Source organism: Streptomyces sp. NPDC048603, from assembly GCF_043199475.1.
Taxonomy (GTDB): Bacteria; Actinomycetota; Actinomycetes; order Streptomycetales; family Streptomycetaceae; genus Streptomyces.
Map to the genome: position 1 here is coordinate 171,985 of NZ_JBICVY010000013.1, position 11,814 is coordinate 183,798.

General features: G+C 73.5%; 11 protein-coding genes and 1 pseudogene. 8 read left to right on the forward strand and 4 right to left on the reverse strand.

Annotated elements, in window-relative coordinates; genetic code table 11:
- Nucleotides 1-98: 98 nt before the first annotated feature.
- Nucleotides 99-1,085 carry a DMT family transporter gene (locus ACGFQ9_RS29980; protein ID WP_393578086.1) on the reverse strand — a complete coding sequence of 329 codons (987 nt, stop codon included), beginning with the start codon at nucleotides 1,083-1,085 and terminating at the stop codon, nucleotides 99-101.
- On the opposite strand from ACGFQ9_RS29980, the gene ACGFQ9_RS29985 reads away from it, so the two are divergent.
- The 7 genes from ACGFQ9_RS29985 (at nucleotide 1,084) to ACGFQ9_RS30015 (ending at nucleotide 8,384) form a co-directional block, all read left to right on the forward strand.
- Nucleotides 1,084-2,511, forward strand: coding sequence for a PLP-dependent aminotransferase family protein (locus ACGFQ9_RS29985; RefSeq protein WP_393578088.1), 1,428 nt, complete (start codon nucleotides 1,084-1,086; stop codon nucleotides 2,509-2,511). The two genes, ACGFQ9_RS29980 and ACGFQ9_RS29985, sit on opposite strands and share 2 nt — an antisense overlap.
- A 76-nt stretch (nucleotides 2,512-2,587) precedes the next feature.
- Nucleotides 2,588-3,337, forward strand: coding sequence for an N-acetyltransferase (locus ACGFQ9_RS29990; RefSeq protein WP_393578089.1), 750 nt, complete (start codon nucleotides 2,588-2,590; stop codon nucleotides 3,335-3,337).
- 159 nt (nucleotides 3,338-3,496) lie between these two features.
- The gene (argC, locus tag ACGFQ9_RS29995; protein ID WP_393578091.1) at nucleotides 3,497-4,537 is read left to right on the forward strand and encodes an N-acetyl-gamma-glutamyl-phosphate reductase; all 1,041 of its coding nucleotides are present in this window, start codon (nucleotides 3,497-3,499) and stop codon (nucleotides 4,535-4,537) included.
- Nucleotides 4,534-5,706, forward strand: coding sequence for a bifunctional glutamate N-acetyltransferase/amino-acid acetyltransferase ArgJ (gene argJ, locus ACGFQ9_RS30000; RefSeq protein WP_393578093.1), 1,173 nt, complete (start codon nucleotides 4,534-4,536; stop codon nucleotides 5,704-5,706). The genes argC and argJ overlap by 4 nt, the downstream gene beginning before the upstream one ends.
- Entirely contained in the window at nucleotides 5,703-6,620 is a 918-nt protein-coding gene (gene argB / locus ACGFQ9_RS30005) for an acetylglutamate kinase (protein WP_393578095.1), read from the forward strand. The genes argJ and argB overlap by 4 nt, the downstream gene beginning before the upstream one ends.
- On the forward strand, nucleotides 6,617-7,840 hold the full coding sequence (locus ACGFQ9_RS30010; RefSeq protein ID WP_393578097.1) for an acetylornithine transaminase: 1,224 nt from the start codon (nucleotides 6,617-6,619) through the stop codon (nucleotides 7,838-7,840). The genes argB and ACGFQ9_RS30010 overlap by 4 nt, the downstream gene beginning before the upstream one ends.
- Before the next feature lie 7 nt (nucleotides 7,841-7,847).
- Complete coding sequence (locus tag ACGFQ9_RS30015) at nucleotides 7,848-8,384, forward strand: arginine repressor (RefSeq protein WP_393578098.1); 537 nt, start codon at nucleotides 7,848-7,850, stop codon at nucleotides 8,382-8,384.
- Nucleotides 8,385-8,417: 33 nt separating this feature from the next.
- Here the strand turns inward: ACGFQ9_RS30015 and ACGFQ9_RS30020 are convergent, their stop codons facing one another.
- From ACGFQ9_RS30020 to ACGFQ9_RS30030, 3 genes are read right to left on the reverse strand one after another with little or no spacing between them, the layout of a single operon-like run.
- Nucleotides 8,418-9,116 (reverse strand): L,D-transpeptidase, encoded by a 699-nt coding sequence (locus tag ACGFQ9_RS30020; protein ID WP_393578193.1) that lies wholly within the window; start codon nucleotides 9,114-9,116, stop codon nucleotides 8,418-8,420.
- A 6-nt stretch (nucleotides 9,117-9,122) separates the two neighbouring features.
- Nucleotides 9,123-9,701, reverse strand: a complete 579-nt coding sequence (locus ACGFQ9_RS30025) for a pyridoxamine 5'-phosphate oxidase family protein (protein WP_393578100.1) — start codon at nucleotides 9,699-9,701, stop codon at nucleotides 9,123-9,125.
- A gap of 25 nt (nucleotides 9,702-9,726) precedes the next feature.
- Nucleotides 9,727-11,145, reverse strand: coding sequence for a HEAT repeat domain-containing protein (locus ACGFQ9_RS30030; RefSeq protein WP_393578101.1), 1,419 nt, complete (start codon nucleotides 11,143-11,145; stop codon nucleotides 9,727-9,729).
- Nucleotides 11,146-11,395: 250 nt separating this feature from the next.
- On the opposite strand from ACGFQ9_RS30030, the pseudogene ACGFQ9_RS30035 reads away from it, so the two are divergent.
- Nucleotides 11,396-11,814: pseudogene (locus ACGFQ9_RS30035) on the forward strand (hypothetical protein); the annotation flags it as partial.

The following is an 11,814-nucleotide window of genomic DNA, read 5'->3' on the forward strand; positions in this document are numbered from 1 at the left end:
GCTGACCTCCCTCGGTGCCGCTCCGATCCGGTGACGCCAGTTTACGGCGGTTTGGCCGGTTTCCACCCGGGGAGGCCGGCCCCGGAAGGGGCTCAGTCCTAGGAGCCCGACCGCTGGGTGACCGCGATGCATACCAGCACCGCGCAGGCGGCGAGCGGGGCGGCCGGGGAGAGCCGTTCGCCCAGCAGAGCGACCGACCACACCAGGGTCAGCAGCGGCTGCGCCAGCTGGAGCTGGCTGGCGCGGGCCGGGCCGATCCGGGCCATGCCCCGGTACCAGACGTACAGTCCGAGGAAGGTGGATCCGGCGGCCGCCCAGACCAGGCCGGCCACCCCCTGTCCGGTCAGCAGGACGGGTTCCGCGGCCAGTCCGGCGACGGCTCCCACGACGGCCAGGGGCAGGCACAGCACCAGCGCCCAGCCGATCACCTGCCAGCCGGGCATGACCTTCGCCAGCCGGCCGCCCTCGGTGTAACCGGCCGCACAGGCCAGCAGGGCGGCGAACAGGAAGCCGTCACCGGCCGACGGGGCGCCGCCGCTCTGCGCCAGGGTGAAGCCCAGGACCACGACGGCCCCGGTGACCGCGGCCGCCCAGAAGGTGCGGGACGGCCGGGCACCGGTGCGCAGCGCGGCGAAAGCGGCCGTGGTGAGCGGCAGCAGGCCGACCACCACAGCGGCGTGGGAGGTGCTGGAGGTCTGCAGGGCCAGGGTGGTGAGCACCGGAAAGCCGATCACCACGCCACCGGCCACCACGGCCAGCCCCGCCCGGTGCTCCCGGGCCGGCAGCGGCACCCGCAGTGCCAGCAGGAACCCGGCGGCGAGCAGTGCGGCCAGCACGGTGCGCAGGGAGACCAGTGACCAGGGGCCGAAGCTCTGCAGGCCCCAGACGGTGGCGGGGAAGGTCAGCGAGAAGGCGAACACGCCCAGCACGGCGAACGCGGTGCCGGCCCGCGCCGAGCCGCCGGCCGCGGCGGACCCCGGCCCGGCCGCGACGGCAGCCGGGAGCGGGCGGGGGGCCGGGGCCGGGGTCGGCGCCGGGGGAACTGCTACTCCGGTCGAACCGATAGCGCTATTCTGGTCTCTCATGTATGAGCGTAGCAGTGTGACGGAACTGGCCCAATCGCTGCGGTCCGAACTCGACCGCTATCCGGTGGGTGGAAAGCTCCCGTCCAGTCGGGCCCTGGTGGAGCGCTACCGGGTGAGCCCGGTGACGGTCTCCCGGGCCCTCGCCCAGCTCGCCGCCGAGGGCCTGGTCGTCACCCGGCCCGGAGCCGGCGCCTTCCGGGCGCAGCCGCGCACCGCCCCGGACCGGCCCGCCGGGGACACCTCCTGGCAGGAGGTCGCCCTGAGCGCGGAGACGGCCGGAGAGTCCGTCCCGCGCTCCGTGGACGCATCCGGCGTGCTCGTCTCGCTCGCCGCGCCCCCGCCCGGCGTGATCGAGCTCAACGGCGGCTACCTGCACTCCGCGCTGCAGCCGGAGCGGGCCATGGCCGCCGCCCTGGCCCGGGCCGGCCGCCGCCCCGGCGCCTGGTCGCGGCCGCCCATGGAGGGGCTGACCGAGCTGCGCGACTGGTTCGCCCGGGAGATCGGCGGGTCGGTCACCGCTGCCGACGTCCTGGTCACCGCGGGCGGGCAGAGTGCCCTCACCACCGCCCTGCGGGCGCTCGCGCCGCCCGGTGCGCCGGTGCTGGTGGAGTCCCCGACCTACCCCGGTCTGCTCGCCATCGCCCGCGCCTCCGGCTGCCGCCCGGTGCCGGTCCCGGCCGACGGCGACGGGGTCCGCCCGGAGCTGCTGGCCGCCGCCTTCGAGGCCACCGGCGCTCGGGTGTTCGTATGCCAGCCGCTGTTCCGGAACCCGACCGGCGCGGTGCTCGCAGACGACCGGCGGGCCGAGGTGCTGCGCATCGCGCGGGCCGTGGGCGCCTTCGTGGTCGAGGACGACTACGCGCGGGCCCTGGCCCACGAGGACTCCGGGCCGCTGCCCGGCACCCTGGCCTCCGAGGACCCCGACGGGGTGGTGGTGCACGTCCGCTCGCTGACCAAGGCGACCTCGCCCAGCCTCCGGGTCGGCGCGCTCTCCGCACGCGGCCCCGTCTTCGACCGGCTGCGGGCGATCCAGGTGGTGGACAGCTTCTTCGTGCCCCGGCCGCTCCAGGAGGCCGCCCTGGAGCTGGTCGGCGCCCCCGCCTGGCCCCGCCACCTGCGGGACGTGGCCGCCGAGCTCAGGCACCGCCGGGACGTGCTCGCCGGGGCGCTGCGCCGGGAGCTGCCCGGACTGACCCTGACCCAGCTGCCGCGCGGCGGCTACCAGTTGTGGGTGCGGCTGGCCGAGGGCGCCGACGAGGCGGGATTCGTCGCCGGAGCCCTGCGCGCCGGGGTTGCGGTCGCGCCCGGCCGGCCGTACTTCTGCGCCGAGCCCCCGGGCCCGTACGTACGGCTCAGCTTCGCCGGGGTCGCCGGCACGGCCGAACTCACCGAGGGGGTGCGCCGGCTCGCGGCAGGCCGGCCCTGAAGCTCCGCCCGGCGCCCGCTCCGGCCCCCTCCGATATCCCGAGGCGCGGGCACGGGCCGCCGCATAGCCTGGCCGGATGACCGAGACAGTGATCACGACCATCGCCGAACGCCCCGAACTGGCCGCGCGGCTCTGGGACATGGCGGACTCCTGGCCCGCGTTCTCCCTCCAGGACCCGGTGAGCTTCCTGCTCTACGGCCGGATGGTCAAGGAGCTCCCGGAGTACGTGCTCATCGCCACCGAGGGCGACACCGTCGTCGCCCGCGCCTTCAGCGTGCCCTTCGCGCAGCATGCGGAGGGGCGCGGCGAGCTGCCGGCCCGCGGCTGGGACCAGGTCCTGCTGTGGGCCTTCTCCGACCTCCGGCACGAGCGGGAGCCGGACACGGTCAGTGCGATCGAGATCAGCGTGGCCAGGGACCGGCAGGGCGAGGGGCTGTCCGGCCGGATGCTCGCGGCCCTGCGGGAGAACGCCCGGTCGCGCGGCTACGCCGAGGTGGTGGCCCCGGTCCGGCCCAACGCGAAGCCCGCCGAGCCGGACGCCTCGATCCACGAGTACGCGTACCGGACCCGCGAGGACGGCCTGCCGCACGACCCCTGGCTGCGGGTGCACGTCCGCGCGGGCGGGGTCATCGACTCGGTCGCCCCGGCCTCCATGACCATCTCGGGCTCGCTGGCCGAGTGGCGGTCCTGGACCGGACTGCCCTTCGACCAGGCGGGTCCGGTGCGCGTACCGGGCGCGCTGGTGCCCGTCGACTGCGATCCCGAACAGGGTTTCGCCGTGTACGTGGAGCCCAACGTCTGGGTCCGGCACGCCCTCACGGACTGACGGCATCCGGGGATCGGTGCGAAGATCCTCACTGGGCGAGTGCTCCGCCGGACGGACCGTGTTGCGGACCTGACGGAGGGGCGTGACAAGTGCGCACCCCATGCCTTTGCATAAACGTGCAGGGAAACGTATAGTCATGCCATCTAGGAGGAGGGTTCGATGGTGGTACGTGTAGCGGTGGCCGGAGCGAGCGGATACGCGGGCGGCGAGGTCCTGCGCCTGCTGCTCGCCCACCCCGAGGTCGAGATCGGTGCCCTGACCGGCAACTCCAACGCCGGCCAGCTCCTCGGCAGTCTGCAGCCGCACCTCGTCCCGCTCGCCGGACGCACCCTGGACCCGACCACGGCGGAGGTCCTGGCGGGGCAGGGCCGACGGCATGACGTCGTCTTCCTCGCGCTGCCCCACGGGCAGTCCGCGGCCATCGCCGCCCAGCTCGGCGACGACGTGCTCGTCGTCGACATGGGCGCCGACCACCGGCTGCGGAGCGCCGCCGACTGGGAGAAGTTCTACGGCTCCCCGCACGCCGGCACCTGGCCCTACGGCCTGCCCGAACTCCCGGGCCACCGCACCGCGCTGGAGGGCTCCAAGCGCGTCGCGGTCCCCGGCTGCTACCCGACGGCCGTCTCGCTGGCCCTGGTCCCCGCGTACGCGCAGGGGCTCGCCGAGCCCGAGGCCGTCATCGTCGCCGCCACCGGCACCTCCGGAGCGGGCAAGGCCCTCAAGCCGCACCTGCTCGGCTCCGAGGTCATGGGCTCCATGAGCCCCTACGGCGTCGGCGGCGGCCATCGCCACACCCCGGAGATGGCGCAGAACCTCTCCGCCGCGGCCGGCGGCCCGGTCTCCGTCTCCTTCACGCCGACCCTCGCCCCGATGGCCCGGGGCATCCTCGCCACCTGCAGCGCCAAGGCCGTCCCCGGCACCACCGCCGAAGCGGTGCGCGCCGCCTACGAGAAGGCGTACGCCGACGAGCCGTTCGTGCACCTGCTCCCCGAGGGGCAGTGGCCGGCGACCGCCTCCGTCTACGGCTCCAACGCCGTGCAGCTGCAGGTCGCGTACGACGAGTCCGCCGGGCGGATCATCGTCGTCAGCGCCATCGACAACCTGACCAAGGGCACGGCCGGCGGCGCCGTGCAGAGCATGAACATCGCCCTCGGGCTTCACGAGGGTCTCGGACTTTCCACGATCGGAGTGGCACCGTGAGCGTCACGGCAGCACAGGGATTCACGGCCGCGGGCATCGCTGCCGGGATCAAGGCGAACGGCAACCCGGACCTGGCCCTCGTGGTCAACAACGGGCCGCGTCTGGCCGCGGCGGGCGTCTTCACCTCCAACCGCGTCAAGGCCGCTCCGGTCCAGTGGTCCGAGCAGGTCCTGCGCGGCGGCGCGGTCAGCGCCGTGATCCTCAACTCCGGCGGCGCCAACGCCTGCACCGGCCCCAAGGGCTTCCAGGACACCCACGCCACCGCCGAGAAGGTCGCGGCCGTCCTCAACGGGCAGGGCACCGGCGCCGAGCACAACGCCGGTGAGATCGCGGTCGCCTCCACCGGCCTGATCGGCGTCCTGCTCCCGATGGACAAGCTGCTCCCCGGAGTCGAGGCCGCCGCTGCCGTGCTCTCCGAGGACGGCGGCGAATCCGCCGCCATCGCCATCAAGACCACCGACACCGTGCACAAGACGGCCGTGGTCACCAAGGACGGCTGGACCGTCGGCGGCATGGCCAAGGGCGCGGGCATGCTCGCCCCCGGCCTGGCCACCATGCTGGTCGTCCTCACCACCGACGCCGACCTGGACAGCGCCGCGCTCGACGCCGCGCTGCGGGCCGCCACCCGGACCACCTTCGACCGGGTGGACTCCGACGGCTGCATGTCCACCAACGACACCGTCCTGCTGCTGGCCTCCGGCGCCTCCGGCACCGTCCCCGCGGCCGACGAGTTCGCCGAGGCCGTCCGCGCCGTCTGCGACGACCTGGCCCGGCAGCTGATCGGCGACGCCGAGGGCGCGAGCAAGGACATCCGCATCGAGGTCACCGGCGCCGCCACCGAGGACGACGCCGTCGTGGTCGGCCGGACCATCGCCCGGAACAACCTCCTCAAGTGCGCCATCCACGGCGAGGACCCGAACTGGGGCCGCGTACTGGCCGCGATCGGCACCACCTCCGCCACCTTCGACCCGGACCGGCTGAACGTGGCCATCAACGGCGTCTGGGTCTGCAAGAACGGCTCGGTCGGCGAGGACCGCGACCTGGTCTCCATGAAGGACCGCGAGGTCGTCATCACCGCCGACCTGGCCGCCGGCTCCGCGTCCGCGGTCATCTGGACCAACGACCTGACGTCCGAGTACGTCCACGAGAACAGCGCGTACTCGTCATGACCGGAACCGCGCGGAAGCACACCGCGCTCCCCAAGGCCCAGACGCTGATCGAGGCGCTGCCGTGGCTCACCCGCCACCACGGCAAGACCGTCGTAATCAAGTTCGGCGGCAACGCCATGGTCAACGAGGAGCTGAAGGCCGCCTTCGCCCAGGACGTCGTCTTCCTGCGGCACGCCGGCCTCAAGCCCGTCGTGGTGCACGGCGGCGGCCCGCAGATCAACGCCCAGCTGGACCGGCACGGCCTGGTCAGCGAGTTCAAGGCCGGCCTGCGGGTCACCACCGACGAGGCCATGAGCGTCGTACGGATGGTCCTGGCGGGCCAGGTCCAGCGGGAACTGGTCGGCCTGCTCAACCAGCACGGGCCGCTCGCCGTCGGCATGACCGGCGAGGACGCCCACACCATCACCGCCACCCGGCACACGCCCGAGATCGACGGCGAGCTCGTCGACATCGGCCGGGTCGGCGAGATCACCGCCATCGAGACCGGGGCCATCGAGGCCCTGCTGGAGGACGGCCGGATCCCGGTCATCTCCTCCGTCGCGCGCAGCGCGGAACCGGGTGACACCGGCGTCTTCAACATCAACGCCGACACCGCGGCGGCCGCGGTCGCCGCCGCCCTGGGTGCCGAGACGCTGATGGTCCTCACCGACGTCGAGGGCCTCTACGCGGACTGGCCCAACAGCGACGAGGTCATCAGCCAGCTCACCGCGAGCGAGCTGGAGAAGCTGCTGCCCGACCTGTCCAGCGGCATGGTCCCGAAGATGGAGGGCTGCCTGCACGCCGTCCGCAACGGCGTGCACACCGCCCGCGTGATCGACGGACGGGTCCAGCACTCGATCCTGCTGGAGATCTTCACGGACGAGGGAATCGGCACGATGGTCGTGCCGGACGGGAACGAAGGGGGAGAACAGTGACCGGCAGCACCGGAGGCAACCAGGAGTTCAGCGCACGCTGGCAGAACGCGCTGACCAACAACTACGGCACCCCCGCCGTCGCGCTCGTCCGGGGCGAGGGCGCCCAGGTCTGGGACGCCGACGGCAAGCAGTACACCGACTTCGTCGGCGGCATCGCCGTCAACGCGCTGGGCCACGCTCACCCGGCCGTGGTCGAGGCCGTGACCGGGCAGATCTCCACCCTCGGCCACGTGTCCAACCTGTTCGCCTCCGAGCCCGTCCTCGCCCTCGGCGAGCGGCTGCTGCAGCTCTTCGGCCGCGAGGGCCGGGTCTTCTTCTGCAACTCCGGCGCCGAGGCCGTCGAGGCCGCCTTCAAGATCGGCCGGCTGACCGGCCGGAGCCACATGGTGGCCACCGACGGCGGCTTCCACGGCCGGACCATGGGCGCCCTCGCGCTCACCGGCCAGCCGAAGAAGCAGGAGCCGTTCCTGCCCCTGCCCGGCGAGGTCACCCACGTCCCCTACGGCGACGCGGAGGCCCTGCGGGCCGCCGTCACGCCGGAGACCGCACTGGTCATCATCGAGCCCGTCCAGGGCGAGAACGGCGTCGTGGTGCCGCCCGCCGGCTACCTGGAGGCCGCCCGGGAGATCACCCGGGCCACCGGCACCCTCCTGGTGCTCGACGAGGTGCAGACCGGTATCGGCCGGTGCGGCCAGTGGTTCGAGCACCAGGCCCACCACGGGGTCGAGCCCGACCTCGTCACGCTCGCGAAGGGCCTCGGCGGCGGCCTGCCGATCGGCGCCCTCGTCGCCTTCGGGGAGGCGGCCGCGCTGCTCCAGCCCGGCCAGCACGGCACCACCTTCGGCGGGAACCCGGTGGTCTGCGCCGCCGGCCTCGCCGTGATCGACACGATCGCCTCCGAGGGGCTGCTCGACCGGGTCAAGGCCCGGGGCGAGCGGCTGCGGTCCGGGATCGAGGCGGCCGGCGGCAAGACGAGCCGCCCGCTGGTCTCCCACGTCCGCGGGGCAGGCCTGCTGCTGGGTATCGTGCTGACCGAGCCGCTCGCCGCGCAGGTGCAGCAGGCGGCTCAGGAGGCCGGCTTCCTGGTCAACGCGCCCGCCCCCGACGTCGTACGGCTGATGCCCCCGTTCGTCGTGTCGGAGGCCGAGGTGGACGCGTTCACCGAGGCGCTGCCCGGCATCCTGGAGGCGGCAAGCGGGGACGGACGATCCGGAGAATGAGACGACGATGAGCCAGGCGCAGGACAACGAGCAGGCCGGACCCTCGGTCCCGCAGACGCGCACCGCCCGCCACCGCCGGATCGTGGACATCCTCAACCGGCAGCCGGTGCGCTCCCAGAGCCAGCTGGCGAAACTGCTCGCGGACGACGGACTGAGCGTCACCCAGGCGACGCTCAGCCGGGACCTCGACGAGCTGGGCGCGGTGAAGATCCGCAACACCGGCGGTGAGCTGATCTACGCCGTCCCCAGCGAGGGCGGATTCCGCACCCCGCAGGCGCCGCTCGGCGAATCCGCCAAGGAGGAGCGGATGCGCCGCCTCTCCGGGGAACTGCTGATCTCCGCGGAGGCCTCGGCGAACCTCGTGGTCCTGCGCACCCCGCCGGGGGCCGCCCAGTTCCTGGCCTCCGCCATCGACCAGGCCGAACTGCACGCGGTCCTCGGCACCATCGCGGGCGACGACACGCTGATGCTCATCAGCCGAGACCCGGCGGGCGGCCAGGCCCTGGCCGACCACATGCTGCGCCTGGCGCAGAAGGAGAGCTGAGCCGGAAACCCCGGGCCCCCTCTCCGTCACCCGCTAGTACCGGGTGAGGGAGAGGGGGCCCGTTTCCGTTCCCACCGCGATGTGCGGGCGGCGGCGCGGATCGACCCACCGCAGGATCGCGCGCATCGCCCGCTCCGGCACCGACACGCAGCCGGCCGTGGCCCCCTTGCCGTGGACGTGCAGGAAGATCCCCGCACCCCGGTTGCGCACCGGCTCCGCGTAGTTGAAGCCGATGACCAGGGCGTGCGCGTACTGGGCCTCGTACGTCACCAGGTGCTCGGCCTCGCCGGGCCGGCAGTCCGCGGGCAGCGGCTCCACCCACCGGTTGTAGGCGGCGGAGGCGTTGTCCTGGCACCACCAGGAGTCCCGGGTGACGGGGCGGTACCGGACGCGGGTGCCGACCGGGGCGCGCCGGATCCCGAAGGCGTACGGCAGGTCGTACAGCCCGGTCGGGGTGGTGCTGGTGCCCTGCCGCCGGGCGGCCCCCTCCGCCAGCCCCTTCGCCCCGAACCGGGCCTCCGTGCTGCCCGCCTCGAACCAGAGCCCGGCGTGCCGTTCCCACCAGGTGACCCGCCCCGTGGCCGAACCGGGGGCGGGTGCGACGGCGGTGATCAGCTGGCTGCCGCCGCCGGTGTCGGCCATGCGGGCGGGCAGCGGGGCGGCGAGCGGGGGCGGGAGGGCCGGGACGGTGACGAGGGCGAGGCCGGCCAGCGCGACGAGGGCTGTTCTGATCACATGTCAGACGCTACGCGGCGGCAGGGGCAGAGGCAGGGAAGGCAGGCCGTCGATGGAGTGGCCCATGTCCTTCTTCTCGCAGTACGCGGCGAACTCGCCGTCCGTCTTGCGGGCGAAGTAGTCGGCGTGCAGGGTGCGCTCCTCCTGGTAGTCCATGAAGGGCACGGCGTAGCCGCAGCTGTCGGATACCCGCGTGGCGCGCACCAGGATCACCGCGCGCAGGGCCGGCCCGTCGGCGTCCCCGAACAGGCCGACCAGCTCGCCCCAGCGGGGGTCGTCACGGAACACGGCCTCACCCTCACCGTGCACCCGGACGATCTTCGGCGGCCCGGAGAACGCGCACCACATGAGGGTGATCCGCCCGTTCTCGCGCAGGTGCGCGATGGTCTCGGCGGTGCTCCCGCCGAAGTCCAGGTAGGCGAGCGTCTGTTCGTCGATGACGACCAGGGTGCCGGCCCGGCCCTTGGGCGAGAGGTTGACGTGTCCGTCGCCGGACAGCGGTGCGGTCGCGTGGAAGAACACCGGCTGGGCCTCGATGAACTCCCGCAGCCGGCCGTCTATTCGTTCGTATGTCTGTCCCATGGGCTCATTATCGGCGCGGCCGTGATCAAGGCCGGGGAATTCCGAGGCGTGAACACATGGTCCGCAGAACGTAGTCGCTGAACAGGGCGGTGCAGCGGCCGAGGAGGACCCCGACCTCCGGGTCGCCCGCCGGAAGGGCAGGTGCTCCGTACGGAGACCACAGCAGCTGGATGCGCTGGCCGGCCCAGCGGCGCAGCCGAGGATCCTCGTCGTCCAGGAGTGCCACGGCCACCCGCAGCCAGGGCAGGCCGCCCTGCGCGCACAGCAGACGGAAGCCCGCGCGCCGGGCGGGCGCGGGCCGGCCGCCGGCGGTCAGCGCGGTCAGCCGCTCGGCGGGGATGCGGTCGGCCCACGGCACCAGCAGCCGGGCAGCCTCGCGCACCACCGACGGTGACGGGTCGTCGAGCAGCGGCTCCACAGCGGCCACGGGCGCGGATCCCAGGTGCCGCAGCGCCGAGACCGCGGCCGCCCGCACCTCGCCGGAGGGGTGCTCCAGCAGGCCGAGCACCAGCGCTTTGTCCTCGGCGGAGCCGCACTCGGCCAGCCCGAGGACGGCGGCGGGCCGCACACCGGCCCGGTCCTCGCGCAGCGCGCGGTAGCGGTGGTGCGGATCGCCGCCGTCCTGCCGCAGCAACCAGCGGGCGCAGGCGCGCACCGTGCCGGAGCGGTCCGTCAGGTGGAGGGCGGCCTCGTCGGCCCGTCCCGCCCCGCGCAGGGCGGTCACCCCCGCCGCCCGCACCTGTCCCGCGCGGGCGCCGAGCAGCACGTCCACGGCGTGGTCGTCGGGGCCACGAGTGGCGAGGGCAGCCAGAGCGGCGTCGGTCCACAGCCGGCGCATCACCGGGTCGGATTCGTCGACGGCCTGCCTCGCCAGTTCCCGTACGCCGAACCTGCCCCGCTCCAGGAGGATCCGGCCGGCGAGACGCCGGGTCCGGGTGTCCGGGCTCCGGCGGAGGGCGTCGAGCAGACCGTCCGGCGACGCGTCCAGCGCACGGGTGAACAGCTCCGCCGTCCAGGTCCCCTGCTCGCGCTCGGCGAGGCGCAGGGCGAGCGGGGTGAGGGCGAGGAGCGTGGCTGTGGGGTCGGTGTCCAGCGCCGCCCGCACGATCCGCCGGGCCCGGTCGCGGACCGGAGCGGCCCAGTCGGCGCACCGGATCACGGCCAGCGGCAGCAGGCGCCGGTCGTCGCAGACGGCGGCCAGGGCCCGTTGCCGGACCCGGCCGTCACCGTGGCACAGCGCGGTCTCCGGGCGGGCCGCCGTTTCCCGTTCCAGGATGCGGAGCTCCTCGTATCCGGAGCAGCGGAGCGTGCGGACGCCGACGTCCAGTGCGGTCCACGCGGCCGGATCGGCGGGGTCGATCACGCGCTCCAGGGGTTCCCCCGCCAGCAGCCTCCCGGCCGCCTCCCGCCCGATCACCCGCACCCGTCCGGACCCGGTTCCCATTTCCCTGCCCCCTGCTCCCTGCCTGCGCTGAACTGCGCCGATGCTATGCGGCCCGGGCCGTCCGGCGCTTTCGGGTTTCCGTCCTTCCGGCTCCGGGCCCACCGCCTATCCACTCCGCCGCCCGGCGTCAAGCCACGAATCCCTGTGGCATGACCCGGTTCTGTCCGACGGGTTTATTGGAAGCACGTTCTCGCCGGGGAAATCCTCGGAGCCGCGAGGGCCGATACCGCAATATGAATGGAGCAAGACCATGAAGATCTCCCGCAACCTCATGCTCGCCGCCGCGTCCATGGCGCTGGCCGGCGGTATTGCCCTGCCGGCCACAGCGATGGCCGCCCCGGCTCCGCAGACGGCGCAGACAACGGTGGAGCACCCGCAGAAGCCGACGAAGCCTTGCAAGAAGAAGTGCCGGGCGAACACCCCGAACACGCCCAATACCCCGAACACCCCGAATACCCCGGGTGGGGGTAACAACACTCCGAACACGCCCAATACCCCGAACACTCCGAACACTCCGGGTGGTGGCGGTAACAACACTCCGAACACGCCCAATACCCCGAACACCCCGAACACCCCGGGTGGGGGTAACAACACTCCGAACACGCCCAATACCCCGAACACTCCGAACACTCCGGGTGGTGGCGGTAACAACACTCCGAACACGCCTAC

Coding starts and splice junctions, on each gene's coding strand:
- ACGFQ9_RS30030 (WP_393578101.1), bottom strand. CDS start 11,145: ATGGGAACCGGGTCCGGACGGGTGCGGGTGATCGGGCGGGAGGCGGCC.
- argB (WP_393578095.1), top strand. CDS start 5,703: ATGACCGGAACCGCGCGGAAGCACACCGCGCTCCCCAAGGCCCAGACG.
- ACGFQ9_RS30015 (WP_393578098.1), top strand. CDS start 7,848: ATGAGCCAGGCGCAGGACAACGAGCAGGCCGGACCCTCGGTCCCGCAG.
- argC (WP_393578091.1), top strand. CDS start 3,497: ATGGTGGTACGTGTAGCGGTGGCCGGAGCGAGCGGATACGCGGGCGGC.
- ACGFQ9_RS29985 (WP_393578088.1), top strand. CDS start 1,084: ATGTATGAGCGTAGCAGTGTGACGGAACTGGCCCAATCGCTGCGGTCC.
- ACGFQ9_RS30025 (WP_393578100.1), bottom strand. CDS start 9,701: ATGGGACAGACATACGAACGAATAGACGGCCGGCTGCGGGAGTTCATC.
- ACGFQ9_RS29990 (WP_393578089.1), top strand. CDS start 2,588: ATGACCGAGACAGTGATCACGACCATCGCCGAACGCCCCGAACTGGCC.
- ACGFQ9_RS29980 (WP_393578086.1), bottom strand. CDS start 1,085: ATGAGAGACCAGAATAGCGCTATCGGTTCGACCGGAGTAGCAGTTCCC.